This window comes from Natrinema gelatinilyticum (assembly GCF_024266705.1).
Taxonomy (GTDB): Archaea; Halobacteriota; Halobacteria; order Halobacteriales; family Natrialbaceae; genus Natrinema; species Natrinema gelatinilyticum.
In genome coordinates this window covers 3030661-3048793 of record NZ_CP100756.1, presented here as the reverse complement: position 1 = coordinate 3048793, position 18133 = coordinate 3030661, and the positions used below count along the sequence as shown (strand labels likewise).

The window sequence follows — 18133 nt, the reverse complement described above, 5'->3', positions numbered from 1 at the left end:
GGTACTTTCGGTGTCACACCAATTTCTGAAATTCACGGGGTGGGTTGCAGGACGGTATACACTCTACTGCAAGAGCTAACTCATTTAAAATATCCATCAATATTATTACTCATGCCGCGAGTGGCGATAATCGAATGTCCTACTCATATCCCCAGTTAACAGGGGGGTTGTTCGAAGCCATTCCGGACCAATCCCTCCGCGAAGGAGTGATCGACGCCGTCTCATCTGCAACGAGCAATGACGTGATTGTCCCACCGGCGATCGACAGACCCCCAACTGAACCTGGATCATCAAAGATGGTCTCTAATGGCCGGGCTGAATCGTCAGGCGACACCATTCAAATGAGTGGTCTAGGATTGATTCGACTTCTACGCGGAAAGCCGATTACAATGTACTGGGACAGCTTAGAATTGACGCTACACCCGCCGGACGAAGGTGGCGACAGTGGGAGTGATCTTCTATGAGTTTCGCGGCCAAATTCGTGGTGGGAGTCCTCGGCTGGTCGTTCATTTTCGCCACGCTATACTTCTGGTATTGGGCCGGAAAGAAGGCGATTAGGAAGATACGTGGCTCAGATGACGACGATGACGAAACCACTGACGACGACAGTGGCTTTGTGACGCGGCGTAAGGTGCTCGCTGGTTCGGCGATCGTCGGATTGAGTACGCTGGGTGCGCTGGTCCCTGACTCTGAAGACCCGGAGGCGAGTGCTGATACGTCGGACGACCCTGAGCCTGAGCCTGAACCGTCAGACGATGGTGGCGATGGTGGCGATGATAAGCCTGACATTGAACTCCGAGACCACTGGTTCAATGTCACCCAGTGGGCGGTTGAAATGGGCCTCGAAATCAGGAACAACACCGGATCGGCGTCTGACGCGTATGCCAACATCGAGTTGTTTAGTGGCGACGAGCGCTTAGACTCCGGTGGGGTTCGATTCAATGGCCTGGGTGGTGGACTGACTGAGTCGAAGGTCCGAACTCTCAGGGAGTTGAGTCCAGACGAGTTCGACGACATAACGCACTACACGATCGAGACCGGGTCGCAAGGTCTGTTCGGTGGGTCCGGTGCGACCTACGACTTTGACGCTGACGACATCCAACGGCGTGAGACCGATGACTGACGACGTTAAAGCGGTGATCAACGTCCACGAACCCGAGGATATAGGCATGAAAATGCTGTTCCACGACGACGTTGACGGCGTTGCACCGGATCAACCGCTTGAGACCGCGGACATCATCGTCAACGGCGTCGGCTTCGAGCTAAGCTGGTAGTTCAATAAGCCTTGAGATACCTCAGTTAGGTCGAGAACCCAACGTAACGACGATCCTATCCGCCACGGTCTTCATCCCTAGGGACTCTCTGCAAGTTCAGATAGTGGTAGCTCCTCGTATTCTCTGACCCCTGCGACGCTTATGAACCGAAACCCGAAGCCGATCTTGGTACCGCTACAGGATGCTGGCGCTTTTGGGTCGACACCAATTTCCCGGAATTCACCAGGGAGGGCTTGAGTATCAATATACGCCATCACCGTCACGCCAGACGGGCCAGAAATTTCTGTCTGTCCCTCCAGTGGATCTTCTATTTCGATGTCGGATTGCTTCGCTGGAACGCTGATTGGATAGTACTCCCGAGCGTGTCATAGAATCCATCTCATAGCTTCTCATAGCCAGGTTCGTTTCCTCGCTCGTAGTTGGTGATTGCAACGACGAGCCGGAGGCACAGCGCAAGGAACACTTCTGTTCGTGCGTGGACGCGGCCTCGGGCGCGGACGTGCCCGAGGCCGCAGTCCTTGACTGCGTCGTTGGTTCGCTCGACTCCTGTCCGATTGTTGTACGTCTCGTCCAAGATGGATTGTTTCAGCTGAACGTCCTCGCTGCGTTCCTCGATCCGGTCTTCGACCCTATACTCGATATCTTTCGGGTCGTCAGTGTTTCGCGGGTTGTACGGAGCAATTGGTACGACCCCTGCGGCCAGCAGGTGGTCGTGCCAATTGAGGATATCGTAGGCGCTGTCTCCAAGCATCCAGATCGGTGTATCGACGGCGAGCGCGTCACGCGTGACGCGCATCGCCGTCTCCTGATCCGCTTGCTTGGCCTGTGTGAACTCCGCTGCTATCGGGATCTTTGCGCCAGTAGAGACGATCGTACAGCCGAAGCCGTAGTAGTACTCTTGGGCTGTTGGATCGTAGTTCCACGACGCAGCGTCGTTGTATTGGATCGCCTCGACGTGAGTCGAATCGATAGAGTACGTGGAGTCGAGCAGGCCGCGGGCGGCGGCCTGCTCGACGAGTCTCTCGAAGACATCGTCAATCACGTGTTCGAGGTCGGTGAGAAATCGATCAACCGTGTCTCTGGATGGCGGTTTATCGAGTCCGCAGTAGTACCAGACGAGGCCGTGCTTGAGTTCTCGTGTAACCGGACGTGTGCCGTAAACATCTTTGTAGTAGCAGTGTAGAAAACCGCGGAAGAGATCGGGTGGCTGATGAACTCGTGCTCGCCCCCGCTTCGAGGGGGCGAACACGTCGTACTCCAGCAGAAACTCGAACTCAAGATGCTCGAATAGCGGTACTGTTTCGGTAGCCGCCGCATTCAAGAAGTCGTCTACCGAAGCTACGTCTTGCAGGGCTGCGATTGTGTTGGACACACTTTCCGCACCCTGCTGCTTCGTACGTGACGCTTTCTATGACACGCTCCTCCCAGTAACCCGATGAATACCTGGATAACGATGATTCCAGTAATGAACTCTCTTGGGTGGCCGTCTATTAGGTGTAGCAACCAGTCAGGGATGATCAGGAGCCAACAAAGAGGGGGAAACCACGATGAAAGTGACCACTCACTACGAGGTGCTTATCAAATGGCGAGGGTTCTATCAGACACATGTGATGTTCACAAAACCTTACTGAATATAAAACGCGAATCCGGCACGAGATCCTGTTTGACTACGGAAGTGTTAATCGTCAGCACAGTACACTGACCGAATATTATATGTGGGCGAATACCTGAGCATTGAGACAGATGATGAACACATTTTTTATTTTCAATGACGATCCGATTTCGAACGTTACCCAACGGCCACACCAGAAGGCCAGACGGACGGTGGAGGATTTGTCTTCCGATGATATTCTAGCGACGAGCTCGGATGACTTTGTGGATTATGTCGTCCAAGATTATGAGTTAGATCCTCTGAACCTCGATGTGGACAACCCCCAGGTTACGATCGACGACTGGGGTGATGAAGAGCCAGCCCTTCGGTTCCAATACGCCGGTAATAAACAGATTCTGCAGTACAAGCCTTCACCCAGTAGAAGAAGTGGATACCGGGCTGAGGTGAATGAGGAGGAAAACTACGTAGATGTGTATTTTCCCAGACGAAATGATGGTTACTCCGATAATGAACTCCAGAAGTTCCAAGAACAACTCAAGGATTACGTCAAAACGCAATATCGACAGGTCAACAATAACCTCGATGAGTTCTACGATGAGATTCGAGAGGAAGCAAAGAGTCTTCACGAAGAAAAGAAAGAGAAGATTCAGCAACAACAGCAGCGGTTCCAAGCCCTCGGAATAGATGTTGTCCGGCGAGACGATATAGATGAGACGCTGAAAATTGATGAACCCCAACGCCGGAAAGAGATCACCATCGACGATATCAGCAAAGAACAACTTGGTCCGGGTATCTCTGATGACATCTATTATGAAATTATTGAGGCAGTAGATGCGGTTGGACACGGCTTCGAGAAGTCACCGGAGACATACTCTGACTTCGGTGAAGAGGATTACCGGAACGTCATGCTCACGTTCCTTGAGATGAACTTCGAAGGCTCGGCAACTGGTGAGACGTTCAACAAGGACGGCAAATCCGACATTCTCCTCCGTAATGATGGAGACAACATCTTCATCGCAGAGTGCGGGATGTGGGGCGGCCCGCAGACACTTTCGGGTGCGGACGAGGAGGGCGGGAAAATATCACAACTGCTCGAACGCTATCTTACGTGGAGAGATACAAAGGCAGCAGTAATCCTTTTCGTGGACCGTGATTCGTTCTCCAGCATCCTAGAGAAGATCCCGGATGCTGTTGAGGAGCATCCACTCTGCGCAGGCCTGAAAGACAAAAAGCAAAATAACTGGTGGCAGTACTCGTTCGACAGACCGAATGACGGTGGTAATCAGGTAGACGTAGCTATCCTCGCCTTCAACGTGGCAACGGAAGATTAGCACCGGTTTAGTGCTGTTGCACGAGTTCTCTGACGGTGTCTTCGTCCTTCAGGCCCCTCAAATAAATTGAAGCTTCGATAATATAATTTTTCCACTGGTCGACCCAATTCTGGTGGGTTCGATAGGTTCGGATATCTACTGAGCGGCTAGTTCGTTGACTTGAACGTGAAACAAACGAGGTCGTTATACTGAACTCATTCTCTGTATTCACCTATGGAAATTCTGCTGATTAAACAAGCCACGTTTGCTAAGATAATTCTTCGGGCGATCAGGACTTGCTGCAGTCTTCGAGCATAGAATCGACAACCGGCGAACCGATGGCTACTGTAACAGCCATCAGGCGGGAGACTTCTTGGTTGCGAGAGTTATCACTCACGCTGCCACCGACCGGCCAATGAGCGCCGCCCCGGCGGCGCTCAGGCACTCACCCCTGGTGGATCGTACACCTCCTCACGGTCCAGCATATGATACATTGAAACCAGCAGTTTCCGGGCGGTTGCTACAATCGCTGTTTTCGAGTTCTTCTTTCGAGCTAACCGGTTGAAAAACCGGCCGAGGTACTCGTCTTCGCATGTATGAACTGCCGTGTACGACGCTTGGACGAGCAGCCACCGGACTCGTCCTGATCCTCGCTTCGAGATGCTTCCCTCAAACCGCGAGTCGCCAGACTCGCGGATTATCGGGTTCAACCCGACGTAACTTACGACCTCCTTGGCCCGGTCAAACCGGGCGACCTCTCCCAACTCCGCGTAAATCGTCAACGCTGTAAAGTAACTCACACCAGGAATCGTCATCAGGAGCTGGGTCTCCTTCAGAGACCCAGCCCGCTCCTCGATCTCTGCTTCCAACGACTCAATCTGCTCAGTGAGTGTCTGAATAAGCTCTAGATACGATTCCAGCAACGCATCCCATGGTGCCGGGAGCGAGAGTTCCGCGAGGAACTCTCGTCCCTCCACACTCAGCGGTTTTACCTCCTGAGCGATCCCGTGGTCACTCAACAAGCCATGGATCTTGTTCGCGTACTCGGTCCGGTTCTCGACAAGCTTCTGGCGCCCGCGCACAAGTGCGCGGGCTTGCCGAACCTCGTCGGTAGGAACATAGCTTTCAGGAATCGAGCCTAACCTAACCATCCGAGCGAGTTGTTTCGCGTCGACGCGATCAGTTTTCTTGTCCGAGTCGGAGATTAACTTTAGTTCGCCTGGATTAGCAACGATCACATCCAGATACTCTGAAAGAGTATCATGGATGTGGTAGTAATTGCTAGTCGCTTCAAGCGCGGCTTTTGACCCAGCGTACTGCTGGGCAAAGTCGTCGAGGTTCGCGTTTTCGACGCGAACCTCTTCGACAATCTCACCGTTTTCGTCCAATACTGCGATTTGTGAGTACCGTTTGTGTACGTCGATTCCGATGAACATTGGGTTCACCTCGGGACGGCGGTGCGTGAAACAGAGATTCACCTATACGGGCTTTCCCGACTGCCGCCAGGAGCGGCAGTCGGGCTGTGACGCCCATGACTCGGCTTCCTACGCACTCGGACCAGTCAGCAGCACGTGCTCTCGGGCACGGAATACAGCTCGGTCTCTTGCGTCCCATACTTGTGTCACGCTCTTATGGGATAGCAGAATTTCCATCGAGTCAGCAGGGCGTTTCTGACGTCTCTCCGATAGGTAGGTGGCCGTTCCGGTAACGCCTTCGCCTATACTGACCGAGAGGATCTCAACAGAGTCAATTGTTCACGAGACATACTCAGTTGGGTAGAGCACCCTATGCAGTGACGTCCCTACCTACAATTATCTCACCCCTTGGTGGTCGCTGCAGGCTCAAATAGTGGTAGCTCCTCGTAGTCTCTATCCTCAAGCGCGCTTCCGAACCGAAACCCGAAACGACCAATCAGTTGTCTCAGTGTACTCCCGCTTTCAGGGAGAGACCACCTTGGCAGCGTGAAAGGGGGTGTGTCGGTTGATAAACAACATATCTGAGACGTCAGGGTATGTCACCCGCTTCGATCCTGAACTCGTTGTTGCCTGACAGTCCGCCGGTGATTCCGACTTGTAGTTATATAACTATAGGAACCATTAGATCTTCCTGAACGCCTTACGGGAGCGACGACCGACTCGTCACGTGTTGAAATCAAACGGCACTGGACGGCGCTCAGGCCTCGAAATCGGCTGCTGTCCGGTCAATTCCCGCCGAGTAAATTTCGGATGGGCGCTGCAGGATTTGAACCCACGACAGCTTGGTCCGAAGCCAAGTACTCTGTCCAGACTGAGCTAAGCGCCCTCACCGCTTCGTTCCCGATGAGACCGTATAAGTCACTCGATTTTCGCCCACCTCGAGCGGGGCCGTCAGGACGAGCCCGACGATTGGCAATTCTCAGCGTCTGACAATCGCCGCCCGGGATCTTTGGTAGGGCATCACAATGGATACGTGTGTGATGACGGAACCTGCTGTCCCGGCCCACGATGAGGTGGAGTCCGACGCGACACCGCTCGAGCTGTTCACCGACGACGAGCGTGTCTGGACCGCCGTCCCGTCCGATGCAAGCGGCGAGGACCGAGTGAGCAAGTGACTCGAGATCGAGGTCGACGCGCTGTGCAATCTCGGAGAGTGGTCCTGAGACGTCGATCGGTGTCGAACTGAGCGGGGCGGCCGAGACGGGGGACGACGGACGGGTATGCTCCGTCCTCTCGAGAGCCAGGAGACGGTGACCCTGATCTCGGCGTCGGATCGGACCGTTTAACCAGCCCGACTGACCATTCTCCGCTATGACAGCGGGAGAGACCGTTCGCGGGTTGCTCGAGTTGACGCGACCGGTGAACGTACTCGCGGCGAGCGTGTTGACGTTCATCGGGGCGTTCGTCGCCGGCGGCGTCGTCGCGGCACCGATCGCAGTCGCCACGGCAGTCGGTGCGACGGGACTCGCGGTCGGGGCCGGCAACGCGATCAACGATTATTTCGACCGAGAAATCGATCGGGTCAACCAGCCTGACAGGGCGATTCCCCGTGGGGCGGTGAGCCCGCGCGGCGCACTGGCGTTCAGTTTCGTCCTCTTTGCCGGGGCTGTCGGTCTCGCAGTGACCCTCCCACAACTGGCGATTGCCATCGCGTCGGTCAATCTCCTCGCACTGGTGGCTTACACCGAGATATTCAAAGGACTGCCCGGTCTGGGTAACGCGCTCGTGGCCTATCTGGTCGGCAGTACGTTTCTCTTCGGGGCTGCAGCGATCGGTGCAGCCGGGGAGATCGGTCCGGCGGTCGTCCTCTTCGTTCTCGCGGGAGTCGCCACGCTGACGCGCGAAATTATCAAAGACGTCGAGGACATCGAAGGGGACCGCGAGGAGGGGCTAAACACCCTTCCGATAGCCGTCGGTGAACGTCGTGCGCTCGGTATCGCCGCCGTCCTCCTCGTGATGGCCGTGGTCGCGAGCCCGGTCCCGTTTCTCACTGACGATTTTGGGGTGGCCTACCTGGTGATGGTTGCCCCGGCCGACGCGATCATGCTCGCCGCCGCCTACCAGAGTTTCGAGAATCCGACCGTCGGTCAGTCCCGTCTCAAGTACGGCATGTTTCTTGCCGCGCTGGCGTTTATCGTCGGGCGTGCGGCGCTCGCGCTACCGGGATCCGGATGACACGTGAGTGCGAATTCGGCGATCGGCTGATGACGAATCCGACCAAGGTAACAACCCGAGGGTTGTATAATCAAAAGTACTATAAGCCGGTTCGCGTATTCTCATACAATACGCCGAACGCTGGTGTAATCGGTACCAGCAACGGTCGTCGCCAAGGCGATGGATGTGAGTATCTGGCATGTATGACCTTCCAGACGTCCTTCCGGACGTACAGATCGATCCGGGGACCAACGTTCTCGTCGCGGGCCCACCACTGACGGGTAAACGACGAATCGCCTTCGATATCCTCGCAAGCGGCGCAAACGATGGGAACGGTTCGACCGTCGTGACGACGAAAGATAGCGCCAACAAGGTCCTTGAGAGCTTCGACGATCACATCGACGACGACGTCGAACCGAACGTCGGCGTCGTCGACTGTGTGACGAAACAGCGCGGTATCGGAACGATCGACGACGATCCGCGGATCAAGTACGCATCATCGCCCGTCGACATGACCGGTATCGGCATCAAGCTCTCGGAGTTCCTCCAGGATTTTTACGAGACGCGTGGGCTCACGAAGAACCGCGTCCTCTTACACTCCGTCTCGACGCTACTGATGTACTCCGATCTGCAAACCGTGTTCCGATTTCTCCACGTCTTCACGGGTCGAATTCAGAGCGCCGACGCGATGGGCGTCTACGTTATCGATTCGACGGCTCACGACGATCAAACGATGAACACGCTCAAACAACTGTTCGACGCCGTCCTCGAACTCGAGGAAATGGCGGATGGCGAAGAGCCTGCCATACGGACTGCCGGGTTCTCCACGTAATTGCGCTCCGATAGTGTAGACAGAGTGCCGATACGCCGCAACCCGGAACGTTTACTCCTGGAGTTCCTTTGTCGGTCCATGCCAGTCGAATCGGGAGACGAGATCGTGGCGGTTCTCGAGCACGACACGATCGCCGTTGTCGGCTGCTCGAGTACGCCAGGAAAGGCAGCCCACGGCGTTCCGAAGTATATGCGTAGGAACGGCTACGACGTGATTCCGGTCAATCCATACGCCGACGAAATCTTCGGTAGTACCGCCTACGACTCCCTCGCGGACGTCGACGAAGCCATCGACGTCGTCTGTATCTTCCGACCGAGCGAGGAGGTCGGCGACGTCGTCGACACGGCGCTCGAACGTGACGAAATCGAGGCCATCTGGACGCAACTGGGCATCCGCGACGACGAGGCCGTCGATCGGGCGGAGGCCGGCGGGAAAACCGTCGTTCAGGATTACTGCATGAAGGTCCAGCACCGTCGTCTCGTCGCCTGAGCGGGACGTCGACGACGGGTTGCGACGTCGGTGCCAACGCGGTCAGAAGGTCCGCCAGCGCGTCCTCGAGCGCGGTGTACAGGACGCGATCGACGACGGAGTCGAGGTGGTGGAGGCGAACGGTCCGTCTCTTCGGACAGTTCGTAGTTGTTGCTGCCGATCTCTCCGAAGAGCTGAGACGGCAAGTCGAGGCCTTGCATTCAGGTACTCGGTGTCCTCGCTGGCACCGTTGCTGATCACCTCGAATACGATTCATGCCTGCCAACGGTTCGTAATAAGTCTTTCGTATAGCACAGGTTGGTACCGTGCGGCACGAAATAACGTGAAAGGGAGGAAAAGACCCATTAGTTCCCCGACAAACCGTGTGAATATGGGACTCGGAAGCACCGCCAAGAAGATCCAGACCCTCTCGGATCGAGCCGAAGCGATGTACAAGCAGGTACAGAAACTCCAGCAGCGAATCACCGGCCTGGAAGAGAAGACGGCCGAAACGCACGACACGGTCACGCGCATGGACCACCAGCTCACCGAACAGCGCGCACTCCTGCTCGCGATCGCGGAAGAACAGGGCCTACACGGCGAGGAGATCCTGGCGGAGGCGGCGATCGACGAGGCCGAACTCGAGGCGACGGACGAGGCCGGTGACGAACGGAGTGCGGCCGCAACCGAGGACGGGACGGCCGACGCGGCTGCCAGCGATTCGTCTGCGAACTAGATCACGGTATCCGTCCGCTTGAGCCCACGATCTCCTTTCGTACGAGCCAGCCGGCCCCGATCACGCGAGGCAGTCTCCCGCCGGTCATCGGGTCACCGAACGAAGCAGTCGCGTCGCGGGAAAGAGCGAACCCGTTTCAGGCCAGCAATTAGTACGCCCAGTGAACTACCCCCTACTCGCTCGCGGCCGACGCCGTTCACTCCGAGGGGCTTCCTGTTTCCACGGCGTTGTCAGACGTCGTCTGACAGCCTGTCGAGGTACCTGTCGGTTCCGGTTCCCCAAGACGGTTGAGGACGACTACACCAGCGCCGAGTACACTAACGGCGTCCTCGAGGTCCGGCTACCGACGGCAGAGTCGACCACCGTACGGGGGAAACCGATCCCGCTCGAGGCGTAACGCCCCTGATGCGGCAGTCGCGAGTCCGACGATCGCGCACTGCCTTCCGTCCACTACCGGTGAAGAGTTTCCCGGCATTGTCGGGTGACCCAGCCTCCGTCGACGCGTCGACTCCACGCGTCGATCGGTCGGTCCCTGTCTTGACCTGACTTTCGTCGATCGTCCGCACGCGACGAGTGGTGCCCACTCCGATCAGTCCGAACTAACAGGTACCGATCATGCAACTTCGAGTCAAACCGCTCAAACGTACGGATGCAGGGAGTGGTCTGGCCGCAATCGACCGCAAAACGATGACCGAACGCGAGGTCTCGAGCGGCGAGTTCGTCGCCGTCGATGGACCGGCGGGTCGCGTCGTCGCGCGTCCAGCCCGGTCGAAGCGACCGACACGCTCGAGACCGATCGCGAAACCAACGGACGCCCACCGGAGGCCCCCTACGAGGACGTCGGCGTGCTCGACGACGACTTCGAGCGAGTACTCGAAGTGGTTTCAACGGAGTCGGCCGGCGAATTCACGACCGGGGCCGGGAACGTCGAAGACGTGTCCGGGAGCGCGGAAAGCGAAGCACAACGTCGCCCGCCGTCCGAAATCGGCGGGCGATTTCCGGCGAGGCGCTCGCAAGACGGCCGGCTCAATGATACTGAACGGGACTGATCCGAACGGTCGCTCGATCACGGTTCCCGTTCGACGGCCGCGTACCCGGAGACGGCGACGATCCGAGAGACGAAAAGTCCTTAAGTACCGCCTGACTATTCTTGGTTGGACTAGGACGGGCAGCTAGGCCCTGCTCATAACCCGCGCTATGGTCTTTAGCGGGGTCCGAACGCCGCGGGCGTCCGGTCAGACCGACCGGGGCCCCGGGAGCTAACAGAGAAGCCTCGTCCGTCGGGGACAGCGGTCTACGGTGGCCGTCCGCAGGGATGACCCATCGTAGTTAGTCGGCGACAGCCCATCAGGCGCGGAAGCGAGCAGTGGACCGCCGAACAGCTGTCGCTCGACGGGTCGCGGGGTGGAGAAGGCAACCGGGATTCCCCCGGTCGGAACGCCGGGCAATCGCGGTCGTCCGCATTCATATCTCATTCACCGGGACGACAAGCGAGTGCACTAGTCCAGGTGCGTAACGTATTCTCGAGACGGGAATTACGGCAGACAGGCGTTTGTAAGAACCACCTTGGGGTCGCGTAGGTCGAGACGCGACGCGTCTCGTCATCGAGCCTCTCGGTCTCGCAGACCCCGCGGAGCGTCGCTCCGCTCAGTCACGAAAATATTCGATTTTCGAACGACGCCGAGCCGTTCGGCCTGCTCCGCCTGTAGACAATAGTGAAATCGTCCTCGCCCCTCAGTGGTGTGCAATTCCCGTGGTCCTCGAGCGACGGGTCGTTCGACTCGACTGTCGCACGTTCAGTTCGTCGGAGAGCTATAGAAAAACTTACAACGGTAATATCCGATAATTGTATCGATGGCAAACAGGCGACACACAGCCGTCCTCGGGTTGCTCGCCCTGATGGTTCTTCTCAGTGGCTGTTCGATGGGTAGTACGCCCTCGGCCGAGAACGAAGACGGCACAACCGACCCCGACCCAAACCTTTCGAAGGTGTTCGAAGGGGCTTACGTTCACGCAGAGGACCTCGAGGACGTGCAGGGAACGAGGACGAACAAAGTGACCAACGGGTCCGAAACGGTTATCGAAACGGCCCGCGTCAAGACACGACCGTACATCAACGAGCGGACGACGGTACTCGACTCGCCGGATCCCGGCAGAATCGGCAACATCTACGTTTCGAATGCTACGAGGAACTGGTTCTACTATCCGGAGTCGAACACGGCAGAGTACTTCGTCCCGGACGAACCGTTCGACGACGAGGAGACCCAGTCCGACCGCGCCGAAATGGCCGACGAAAATCTCGATAAATACGACCTCGAGTACCGAGGCACCGAACAGGTCGCGAACCGGGAAACACACGTTCTCGACCTCGAAGCGAAAAACGATACCGTCGAGACGGAGATATCGGCTATCGTTGGCGCGACCAGATTCGTCTTCGCCCTCGAGACCAGTAATCCGAAAGAAGAACTCAGGGTCGTCGAACAACGGCTATGGATCGATACGGAGTATACCTATCCACTCAAAGAGAAAGTAGTATTCGAAGAACCGGACGGTGAACGAATCATCATGACCGAGCAGTTCGAATCAGTCACGTTCAATACCGGGGTGGACAACGAGACGTTCTCGTTCCAACCGCCAGAAAACGCCACTGTCCGGGATATCTCGTAGGGTGAATCGAGGTCCGGGCTCTGAGCGGAAATTCGGCGGGGTACGAACGGCCGATTCCGTTCGGTTATTCGGCCGGTTCCACGAGTGTCTTACCGCTCTCGAGCGAGAGGCCACCCTCGAGCGTGCGGACGGGTAGGGGATGTCGATCCCTTCCTCGTCGAAGCGTTGATTCCGAAGACGAACGTCATTCGGAGTTCGTCTGCGTCGACGGGGTTCTTGAGAACGCTATCGGTCAGCACCGAGTACGAAACGGTGAGCAGTTCGGTTCGTAGTACAGGAGCGCCACGAGCGACCGGCCCCGGCGGCAAATCGGCGGACCAATCGTCAGTCTCATGACCGTCCGCATAGATGTGACAGCCGATGACAGTCGACACGGTCGGTCGGTTCGAACGCGCACTCGAGGGACTCGAGGTGGGACTCGAGCGCGTTGCGGCCGCCGACGCAAGCGAGCGGATCGAACGGATCTCCCAGGAGCCAGCCGTCGGTGCACCGCTCCCTTTCGACGGGGTCGCGCTCCCGAAATCGGTCACGACGGAACCGACGGCTGCGGAACTCGAGGGGGCTCGAACGGGCGTGACCCCGGTCGGATTCGCCATCGCCGAGTACGGCACCGTTGCGGTCGAATCGACACCACGTGGCGCGGAACCGATCGCGCTCTATCCGGAGCACCACGTCGCCGTCGTCGCGGAAAGCGACGTGGTGCCCGATCTGGGTGCCGGTTTCGATCGTCTCGCCGACGGCTTCGACGCAGGTCGGGATAGCGTCGTCTTCGCGACGGGACGGAGCGCGACCGCCGACATGGGTGATCTCGTCCACGGCGTCCACGGACCCGGTGATGTCACCGTGATCGTCCTGGAGGACCGATAAGATGGCCCAGCGAACGCGATCGGATCGGGCCGATCAGATCCGACACCTGCTCGAGACCGAAGGTGAGACAATACACGCACACGCGAGTGCGTCGAACGCCCTCCGATACGAGACCTACGGCGCCACTGACGACCTCGAGGCGCTCCGAGTCGAAGCCAGATCGATCAAGGAAGCCGCTGTCGATCGACTTCCCGACCTGATCGACACAGTCCGAGAGGCAGTCGAGGCGAACGGCGGCACGGTCTACGTCGCCGATGATGCCGCGGACGCGAACGCATACGTGGCCGATGTCGTCGAGACCCGGACCGACGCGAACGGGGTCGCAGGGGACGACGGTACGCCGTCGGTCGTAAAATCGAAATCGATGACGACCGAGGAGATTGACCTCAACGACGCGCTCGAAGCGAACGGGATAGCCGTCACGGAGACCGACCTCGGCGAGTGGGTGTTGCAGGTGGCCGACGACACGCCTTCGCACATCGTCGGTCCGGCGATGCACATTTCCCGGGAAGAGATCGCCGAGTTGTTCAACGAAACGTTCGACCCCGACGAGCCGTTAGAGACGGCCGAGGAGTTGACCCGGTTCGCCCGCGACCACCTCTGGGAACACATCCGCGATGCAGACGTCGGTATCACGGGCGCCAACTTCGTCGTCGCCGACACCGGAACGATCACGCTCATCACGAACGAGGGAAACGCCCGCAAGTGCGCCGTCACGCCCGACACCCACGTCGCGGTCGCCGGCGTAGAGAAACTGATACCGACGCTGTCGGACCTCGAGCCGTTCGTCGATATCATCGCCAAGAGTGCGACCGGCCAACCGATCTCCCAGTACGTAACGATGCTCTCGCCGCCGAGCGACTCGCCGACCGTGAATTTCGACGCGCCCGAGGAGTCGATCACGAGCGGAGGGACGTCGACGGACGAAGCGGCGGCTGCGAACAGCCACGCGGGAAAGCGCGACTTCCACCTCGTGTTACTGGACAACGGCCGAATGGAAATGCGCGAGGATGACCAGCTCCGGGAGACACTCTATTGTATTCGGTGCGGGGCCTGTTCAAACTCCTGTACGAACTTCCACGCCGTCGGCGGCCACGGTTTCGGCGGCGAAACCTATTCCGGCGGCATCGCCACCGGCTGGGAAGCCGGCGTCCACGGCCGGGAGTCGGCTGCGGAGTTCAACGACCTCTGTACCGGCTGTTCGCGCTGTGTCGACGCCTGTCCGGTCAAGATCGACATTCCGTGGATCAACACCGTCGTCAGAGATCGGGTCAATCGCAGCGGCGAACCGGACGCGTACGACTTCCTCGTCGACGGCCTCACGCCCGACCGAGAGGAGGGCGACATCGACTACGGGAAGCGATTCTTCGGCAACATTGGCACGGTCGCGAAAGCCGCCAGCGCGACGGCGCCCGTTTCCAACTGGCTCACCGACGCGGACCCCGTCCGTGGGCTACTCGAACGGACGCTCGGGATCGACCGGCGTCGCGACCTCCCGTCGTTCGAGCGGACGTCGCTCGTCGACTGGTTCCGGAGCCGGGGCGGCGCGGACGCCTCGAAGCGACGCGCGGACCGAGCCGGGTCTCGCGGCGTCGCGATCGATCGCGAAGTGGTCCTCTACCCCGACATCTACACGAATTACGTCGACACCGATCGCGGACGGGCTGCCGTACGGACGCTCGAGGCTCTCGGTATCCCGGTCAGCGTCCCGAACCTCCCCGAGAGCGGGCGCGCGGCACTCTCCCAGGGGATGATCGCGACAGCGGATCGCCAGGCCAGCCGACTCTACGCGGCGCTGGCGGAGGACATCGACGCCGGTGGGGACGTCGTCGTCATCGAACCGTCCGATCTGGCGGCCATCCACCGGGAATACGAGCGGCTGCTGCCCGAGGAGTCGTTCGAACGCCTCCGGTCGAATAGTTACGAGATCTGTGAATACGTCTACGGTCTCCTCGAGAACGGGGCCGATCCCGCGGCGCTGTCGACGGGGGACGGTGACGAATCGGTCGCCTACCATTCCCACTGCCAGCAGCGGACGCTCGACCTCGAGGCCCCAACCGTCGCGGTTCTCGAGCGCTGTGGCTACGCGCCCGAACCCTCCGACGCCGAGTGCTGTGGCATGGCCGGCTCGTTCGGCTACAAGCGAGACTACTACGAACTGAGTATGGAGGTCGGCGAGCGCCTGGCGACCCAGGTCGAGGATGCACCGACGGTCGTCGCGTCCGGGACCTCCTGTGGCGATCAACTCGAGACGCTCCTCGAACGAGAGGTGCCCCACCCAATCGAGTTGCTCGCGCCCGACGGATATGCGACGTAGCGGCGGTCGACGCTGACGGTCGGCAAGCCAGCACCGGCGAAATCGTGACGGTCGGTGCCGACGGCCTCGAGGGATTCGATCGAGCGGAGAATCCGGACGGAAACAATCCGTTCGCATCCACCGTCGCGCTGACACTCGAGATGCTCAACTGGTCGATCCGGGTCATCGGTCAGCAACTGGCCGCACATCCGGGTCCCGCCACCCTCGCTGTCGCGCTCGTCCTGGTCGGATCCCTCAGTGAGAGAATCGTACCGCTCCCAGAGCCGGTACGCACCGTGCTATTACTGGCCGGGAATCTCGCGTTCGCGTTCGTCGGGAGTGGCCGACTCCGACGGTGATACCTCTCTCAACCGCGTGTGAGGAACCAGCATATCCCAGGACTCGCAGGTCGCTTCACGGTTGGGTCCCACTGAGTGACGGTCGCAGCAAGTCGGCCGGTCGACGGCCGCGTACGCACGAGTACGTGACTTGGCAGACTATCACGCGTAGAAAAACGGAAACCGAAGCCGGGAAATGTGCTTTTAGTTTATTCCCCGAACAGTTCGTCGACTGCCCGTCTCGCCGTGAGTGCGGCGTCGTCGGCGACCTGGTCGGGGTCGGCCTGATCCTCGGGCGCGTTGAGATAGACGTCGACCTCGAGCACGCCGGCTTCGAAGACGACGGTGACGTCGTAATCACGCACGGCCGATTGTTTGTATCGCGAGAAGATTACGTCCTCCGCGGCCTCGGCTGCCGTCTGGACGACGGTCTCGTCAGACGGCTCGTCGGTCGGCATTTACGCGCCGCCAGCGCCCGGACCGCCAGGGCCGGCCGGACCGCCCATACCGGCGCCACCGCTGAGTAGGTCTTCGAGGTCGTCCTGCAGGCTCTCGAACTGATCCTGGACGCGCCCTTCCTGTTTCTCGAGCGTTTCGAGACGGATCTCGAGGGTGTCGACCTTGTCCTGGAGATCCTCTTCCGCCTGATCGTACCCTGTCTCGACGAGGAGTTCGCCGACGCTGCGGTACATGGTGGTCTCTTCGTCTACGTTCTCGAGTTCCTCGAGGGCGCTTTTGGTTTCGGTGAGGGTCGATTCGGCTTCCTGTTTCTGGACGGCGACTTCCTGAGCCGTCTCTTGAAGGTCCTGTAACTGTTCGATTTTCTCCTGTGCTTCCGGCGGCAGGTTTCCTTGCATATCTCGACCCTCGCCCTCCGGACTGATAAAGGCCAGCTTTATCGTTTGGATCGGGTCGCGAACTCGGACCGACGGTCAGAGCGATGTGCTGTCCCATCGGTGTCGGTCCGATCGGATACCGTTTCCGTGTGGCATCTCTACGTCGATCCGCTCCCGTCCGTTGTAACCGCGTTGTCGCGAGTAGCCGGTGTCGTAGCGCTGTCTGTCCGAATCACGAGGTACCCGCCGAGCAGGAACAGCACTCCCCAGAACAGAAACACGAGATCCCACAGCAGGATGGGGCCGGGTCCGGCGGGCCAGACGTGGTGTAGCCCGAGCAACTGGTGAGCGACGACCCCTTCGACGACGTTGAAGACGCCCCAGCCCATGATCACCGCGCCGAACAGCGTCCGCCGGGACTTCGGTACCGGGTGAAATCGCCACGCGCGGGAGAGCAACACGATACCAATGATCGTGAACGTGTACGTCGCGAGATGAAAGACCCCGTCCGCCATCACGTTGAGTTCCAGATCGGTCGCGACGCTCGAGTCCGGATACGAGGACAACATGTGATGTATCTGCAGGAGTTGGTGAAAGACGATTCCGTCGAAGAAGCCGCCGATCCCAACCCCGAGTGCGAGTCCGGCCAGCACGAGCGGTTTCGCGTCCCGTCGGAGACCGATCCACGTTTCGTTTGCGTTCTGTCGTGCCATGCGGCCGATTCGAACGCAGCGCCGAAGACGGCGCTGCCTGCCGGTACAGGCATCCGGCAGCCATCACGAGATGATGGGGCGACAGGAGTTGCTCCCTCGACGGAATCCGCAGCAGCCGCGTCCTGTCACTGCAGTTCGAACTCGAGAATCCTCGAACCCGCATCGGCGGTCCGTTCGGCGACGTCGACCAGCGAAAACCAGGTGTTCAACGCCGCTCGCAGGGCGACGATATCGTCTGCGTCGATTTCGATAACGAGTCGCGCCCCGTCGCGCTCGAGGGTGGTCCGTGACCGGTCGTCGTCGATTTCACCGATTTCGCGGTCGACGCTCCGGGCGACGAGTGTGGCACGCGACGCGCTCTCGTAGTCGAACTCGAGGGTCGCGTCGTGCGAAGACACGGTCGTTACTGGGCGTCGACTTCCTTGACGTCGCGGCTGCGTTCTTTCAGGAGTACGCGGTGACCGCAGTAGGGACAGCGGACGCCGCCGTACTCGTCGAGCTGGACGTCGCGTTTACAGCGAGAGCATTTGTAACTCATACTGGGACTGAAGGGGC

General features: G+C 59.0%; 20 protein-coding genes, 1 tRNA gene, 1 other RNA gene and 1 pseudogene. 14 read left to right on the top strand and 9 right to left on the bottom strand.

All coding sequences use genetic code 11. The annotated features are described in order from the left end of the window. Positions 1–460: 460 nt before the first annotated feature. Both NJU76_RS14955 and NJU76_RS14950 read left to right on the top strand, forming a co-directional pair. Entirely contained in the window at positions 461–1123 is a 663-nt protein-coding gene (locus tag NJU76_RS14955; protein ID WP_254530052.1) for a hypothetical protein, read from the top strand. Further along, positions 1116–1274 carry a hypothetical protein gene (locus tag NJU76_RS14950; RefSeq protein WP_254530050.1) on the top strand — a complete coding sequence of 53 codons (159 nt, stop codon included), beginning with the start codon at positions 1116–1118 and terminating at the stop codon, positions 1272–1274. Before NJU76_RS14955 ends, NJU76_RS14950 begins: the two co-directional genes overlap by 8 nt. A 379-nt stretch (positions 1275–1653) precedes the next feature. Here the strand turns inward: NJU76_RS14950 and NJU76_RS14945 are convergent, their stop codons facing one another. After that, the gene (locus tag NJU76_RS14945; RefSeq protein ID WP_254530048.1) at positions 1654–2646 is read right to left on the bottom strand and encodes a transposase; all 993 of its coding nucleotides are present in this window, start codon (positions 2644–2646) and stop codon (positions 1654–1656) included. Positions 2647–3017: 371 nt separating this feature from the next. On the opposite strand from NJU76_RS14945, the gene NJU76_RS14940 reads away from it, so the two are divergent. After that, the gene (locus tag NJU76_RS14940; RefSeq protein ID WP_254530046.1) at positions 3018–4217 is read left to right on the top strand and encodes a hypothetical protein; all 1200 of its coding nucleotides are present in this window, start codon (positions 3018–3020) and stop codon (positions 4215–4217) included. 416 nt (positions 4218–4633) lie between these two features. On the opposite strand, the gene NJU76_RS14935 is transcribed toward NJU76_RS14940, so the two are convergent. After that, positions 4634–5632 (bottom strand): IS110 family RNA-guided transposase, encoded by a 999-nt coding sequence (locus tag NJU76_RS14935; protein WP_254530044.1) that lies wholly within the window; start codon positions 5630–5632, stop codon positions 4634–4636. A 790-nt stretch (positions 5633–6422) separates the two neighbouring features. Then, a tRNA-Arg gene (locus tag NJU76_RS14930) sits at positions 6423–6497 on the bottom strand. A gap of 154 nt (positions 6498–6651) precedes the next feature. On the opposite strand from NJU76_RS14930, the gene NJU76_RS26585 reads away from it, so the two are divergent. From NJU76_RS26585 to NJU76_RS14895, 8 genes are all read left to right on the top strand, one after another. Beyond that, positions 6652–6786, top strand: coding sequence for a hypothetical protein (locus NJU76_RS26585; RefSeq protein ID WP_256566678.1), 135 nt, complete (start codon positions 6652–6654; stop codon positions 6784–6786). 196 nt (positions 6787–6982) lie between these two features. Continuing rightward, on the top strand, positions 6983–7846 hold the full coding sequence (locus NJU76_RS14925; protein ID WP_254530042.1) for a geranylgeranylglycerol-phosphate geranylgeranyltransferase: 864 nt from the start codon (positions 6983–6985) through the stop codon (positions 7844–7846). Positions 7847–8024: 178 nt separating this feature from the next. Then, positions 8025–8657 (top strand): RAD55 family ATPase, encoded by a 633-nt coding sequence (locus NJU76_RS14920; RefSeq protein WP_254530040.1) that lies wholly within the window; start codon positions 8025–8027, stop codon positions 8655–8657. A 78-nt stretch (positions 8658–8735) separates the two neighbouring features. After that, positions 8736–9146 (top strand): CoA-binding protein, encoded by a 411-nt coding sequence (locus NJU76_RS14915; protein WP_254530038.1) that lies wholly within the window; start codon positions 8736–8738, stop codon positions 9144–9146. Positions 9147–9516: 370 nt separating this feature from the next. Continuing rightward, positions 9517–9861: a DUF5798 family protein gene (locus NJU76_RS14910; protein WP_254530036.1), complete on the top strand. Its 345-nt coding sequence runs from the start codon at positions 9517–9519 to the stop codon at positions 9859–9861. Positions 9862–10706: 845 nt separating this feature from the next. Next, complete coding sequence (locus NJU76_RS14905) at positions 10707–10910, top strand: hypothetical protein (protein WP_254530034.1); 204 nt, start codon at positions 10707–10709, stop codon at positions 10908–10910. 103 nt (positions 10911–11013) lie between these two features. After that, an RNA gene (ffs, locus tag NJU76_RS14900) (signal recognition particle sRNA) lies at positions 11014–11325 on the top strand. A 390-nt stretch (positions 11326–11715) separates the two neighbouring features. Further along, positions 11716–12528, top strand: coding sequence for a LolA family protein (locus tag NJU76_RS14895; RefSeq protein WP_254530032.1), 813 nt, complete (start codon positions 11716–11718; stop codon positions 12526–12528). 64 nt (positions 12529–12592) lie between these two features. Here the strand turns inward: NJU76_RS14895 and NJU76_RS14890 are convergent. Then, a pseudogene (locus tag NJU76_RS14890) lies at positions 12593–12791 on the bottom strand (hypothetical protein); the annotation flags it as partial. Between the two features lie 97 nt (positions 12792–12888). On the opposite strand from NJU76_RS14890, the gene NJU76_RS14885 reads away from it, so the two are divergent. Genes NJU76_RS14885 through NJU76_RS14875 form a run of 3 tightly spaced genes read left to right on the top strand, consistent with a single transcriptional unit; the run spans position 12889 to position 16050 of the window. After that, positions 12889–13395 carry an LUD domain-containing protein gene (locus NJU76_RS14885; protein ID WP_254530030.1) on the top strand — a complete coding sequence of 169 codons (507 nt, stop codon included), beginning with the start codon at positions 12889–12891 and terminating at the stop codon, positions 13393–13395. Between the two features lies 1 nt (position 13396). Beyond that, complete coding sequence (locus NJU76_RS14880; protein ID WP_254530028.1) at positions 13397–15712, top strand: LUD domain-containing protein; 2316 nt, start codon at positions 13397–13399, stop codon at positions 15710–15712. Between the two features lie 44 nt (positions 15713–15756). Next, complete coding sequence (locus NJU76_RS14875) at positions 15757–16050, top strand: hypothetical protein (RefSeq protein ID WP_254530026.1); 294 nt, start codon at positions 15757–15759, stop codon at positions 16048–16050. Between the two features lie 188 nt (positions 16051–16238). On the opposite strand, the gene NJU76_RS14870 is transcribed toward NJU76_RS14875, so the two are convergent. The 5 genes from NJU76_RS14870 to NJU76_RS14850 form a co-directional block, all read right to left on the bottom strand. Next, a complete protein-coding gene (locus NJU76_RS14870) occupies positions 16239–16487 on the bottom strand; it encodes a DUF3194 domain-containing protein (RefSeq protein WP_254530024.1) in 249 nt (82 codons plus the stop codon). After that, positions 16488–16886, bottom strand: a complete 399-nt coding sequence (locus tag NJU76_RS14865; RefSeq protein WP_254530022.1) for a prefoldin subunit beta — start codon at positions 16884–16886, stop codon at positions 16488–16490. A 137-nt stretch (positions 16887–17023) separates the two neighbouring features. Next, complete coding sequence (locus tag NJU76_RS14860; protein WP_254530020.1) at positions 17024–17578, bottom strand: DUF2243 domain-containing protein; 555 nt, start codon at positions 17576–17578, stop codon at positions 17024–17026. Between the two features lie 125 nt (positions 17579–17703). After that, positions 17704–17976 carry a KEOPS complex subunit Pcc1 gene (locus NJU76_RS14855; RefSeq protein ID WP_254530018.1) on the bottom strand — a complete coding sequence of 91 codons (273 nt, stop codon included), beginning with the start codon at positions 17974–17976 and terminating at the stop codon, positions 17704–17706. A gap of 5 nt (positions 17977–17981) precedes the next feature. After that, positions 17982–18116 (bottom strand): DNA-directed RNA polymerase subunit P, encoded by a 135-nt coding sequence (locus NJU76_RS14850; RefSeq protein WP_092928879.1) that lies wholly within the window; start codon positions 18114–18116, stop codon positions 17982–17984. Between the last annotated feature and the right edge of the window lie 17 nt (positions 18117–18133).

Excerpts from the sequence above, each read along its gene's own strand:
- NJU76_RS14880 (WP_254530028.1), top strand. The coding sequence starts at position 13,397 with ATGGCCCAGCGAACGCGATCGGATCGGGCCGATCAGATCCGACACCTG.
- NJU76_RS14915 (WP_254530038.1), top strand. The coding sequence starts at position 8,736 with ATGCCAGTCGAATCGGGAGACGAGATCGTGGCGGTTCTCGAGCACGAC.
- NJU76_RS14895 (WP_254530032.1), top strand. The coding sequence starts at position 11,716 with ATGGCAAACAGGCGACACACAGCCGTCCTCGGGTTGCTCGCCCTGATG.
- NJU76_RS14910 (WP_254530036.1), top strand. The coding sequence starts at position 9,517 with ATGGGACTCGGAAGCACCGCCAAGAAGATCCAGACCCTCTCGGATCGA.
- NJU76_RS14940 (WP_254530046.1), top strand. The coding sequence starts at position 3,018 with ATGATGAACACATTTTTTATTTTCAATGACGATCCGATTTCGAACGTT.
- NJU76_RS14885 (WP_254530030.1), top strand. The coding sequence starts at position 12,889 with ATGACAGTCGACACGGTCGGTCGGTTCGAACGCGCACTCGAGGGACTC.
- NJU76_RS14865 (WP_254530022.1), bottom strand. The coding sequence starts at position 16,886 with ATGCAAGGAAACCTGCCGCCGGAAGCACAGGAGAAAATCGAACAGTTA.
- NJU76_RS14950 (WP_254530050.1), top strand. The coding sequence starts at position 1,116 with ATGACTGACGACGTTAAAGCGGTGATCAACGTCCACGAACCCGAGGAT.
- NJU76_RS14870 (WP_254530024.1), bottom strand. The coding sequence starts at position 16,487 with ATGCCGACCGACGAGCCGTCTGACGAGACCGTCGTCCAGACGGCAGCC.
- NJU76_RS14955 (WP_254530052.1), top strand. The coding sequence starts at position 461 with ATGAGTTTCGCGGCCAAATTCGTGGTGGGAGTCCTCGGCTGGTCGTTC.
- NJU76_RS26585 (WP_256566678.1), top strand. The coding sequence starts at position 6,652 with ATGACGGAACCTGCTGTCCCGGCCCACGATGAGGTGGAGTCCGACGCG.
- NJU76_RS14925 (WP_254530042.1), top strand. The coding sequence starts at position 6,983 with ATGACAGCGGGAGAGACCGTTCGCGGGTTGCTCGAGTTGACGCGACCG.
- NJU76_RS14860 (WP_254530020.1), bottom strand. The coding sequence starts at position 17,578 with ATGGCACGACAGAACGCAAACGAAACGTGGATCGGTCTCCGACGGGAC.
- NJU76_RS14850 (WP_092928879.1), bottom strand. The coding sequence starts at position 18,116 with ATGAGTTACAAATGCTCTCGCTGTAAACGCGACGTCCAGCTCGACGAG.
- NJU76_RS14920 (WP_254530040.1), top strand. The coding sequence starts at position 8,025 with ATGTATGACCTTCCAGACGTCCTTCCGGACGTACAGATCGATCCGGGG.
- NJU76_RS14935 (WP_254530044.1), bottom strand. The coding sequence starts at position 5,632 with ATGTTCATCGGAATCGACGTACACAAACGGTACTCACAAATCGCAGTA.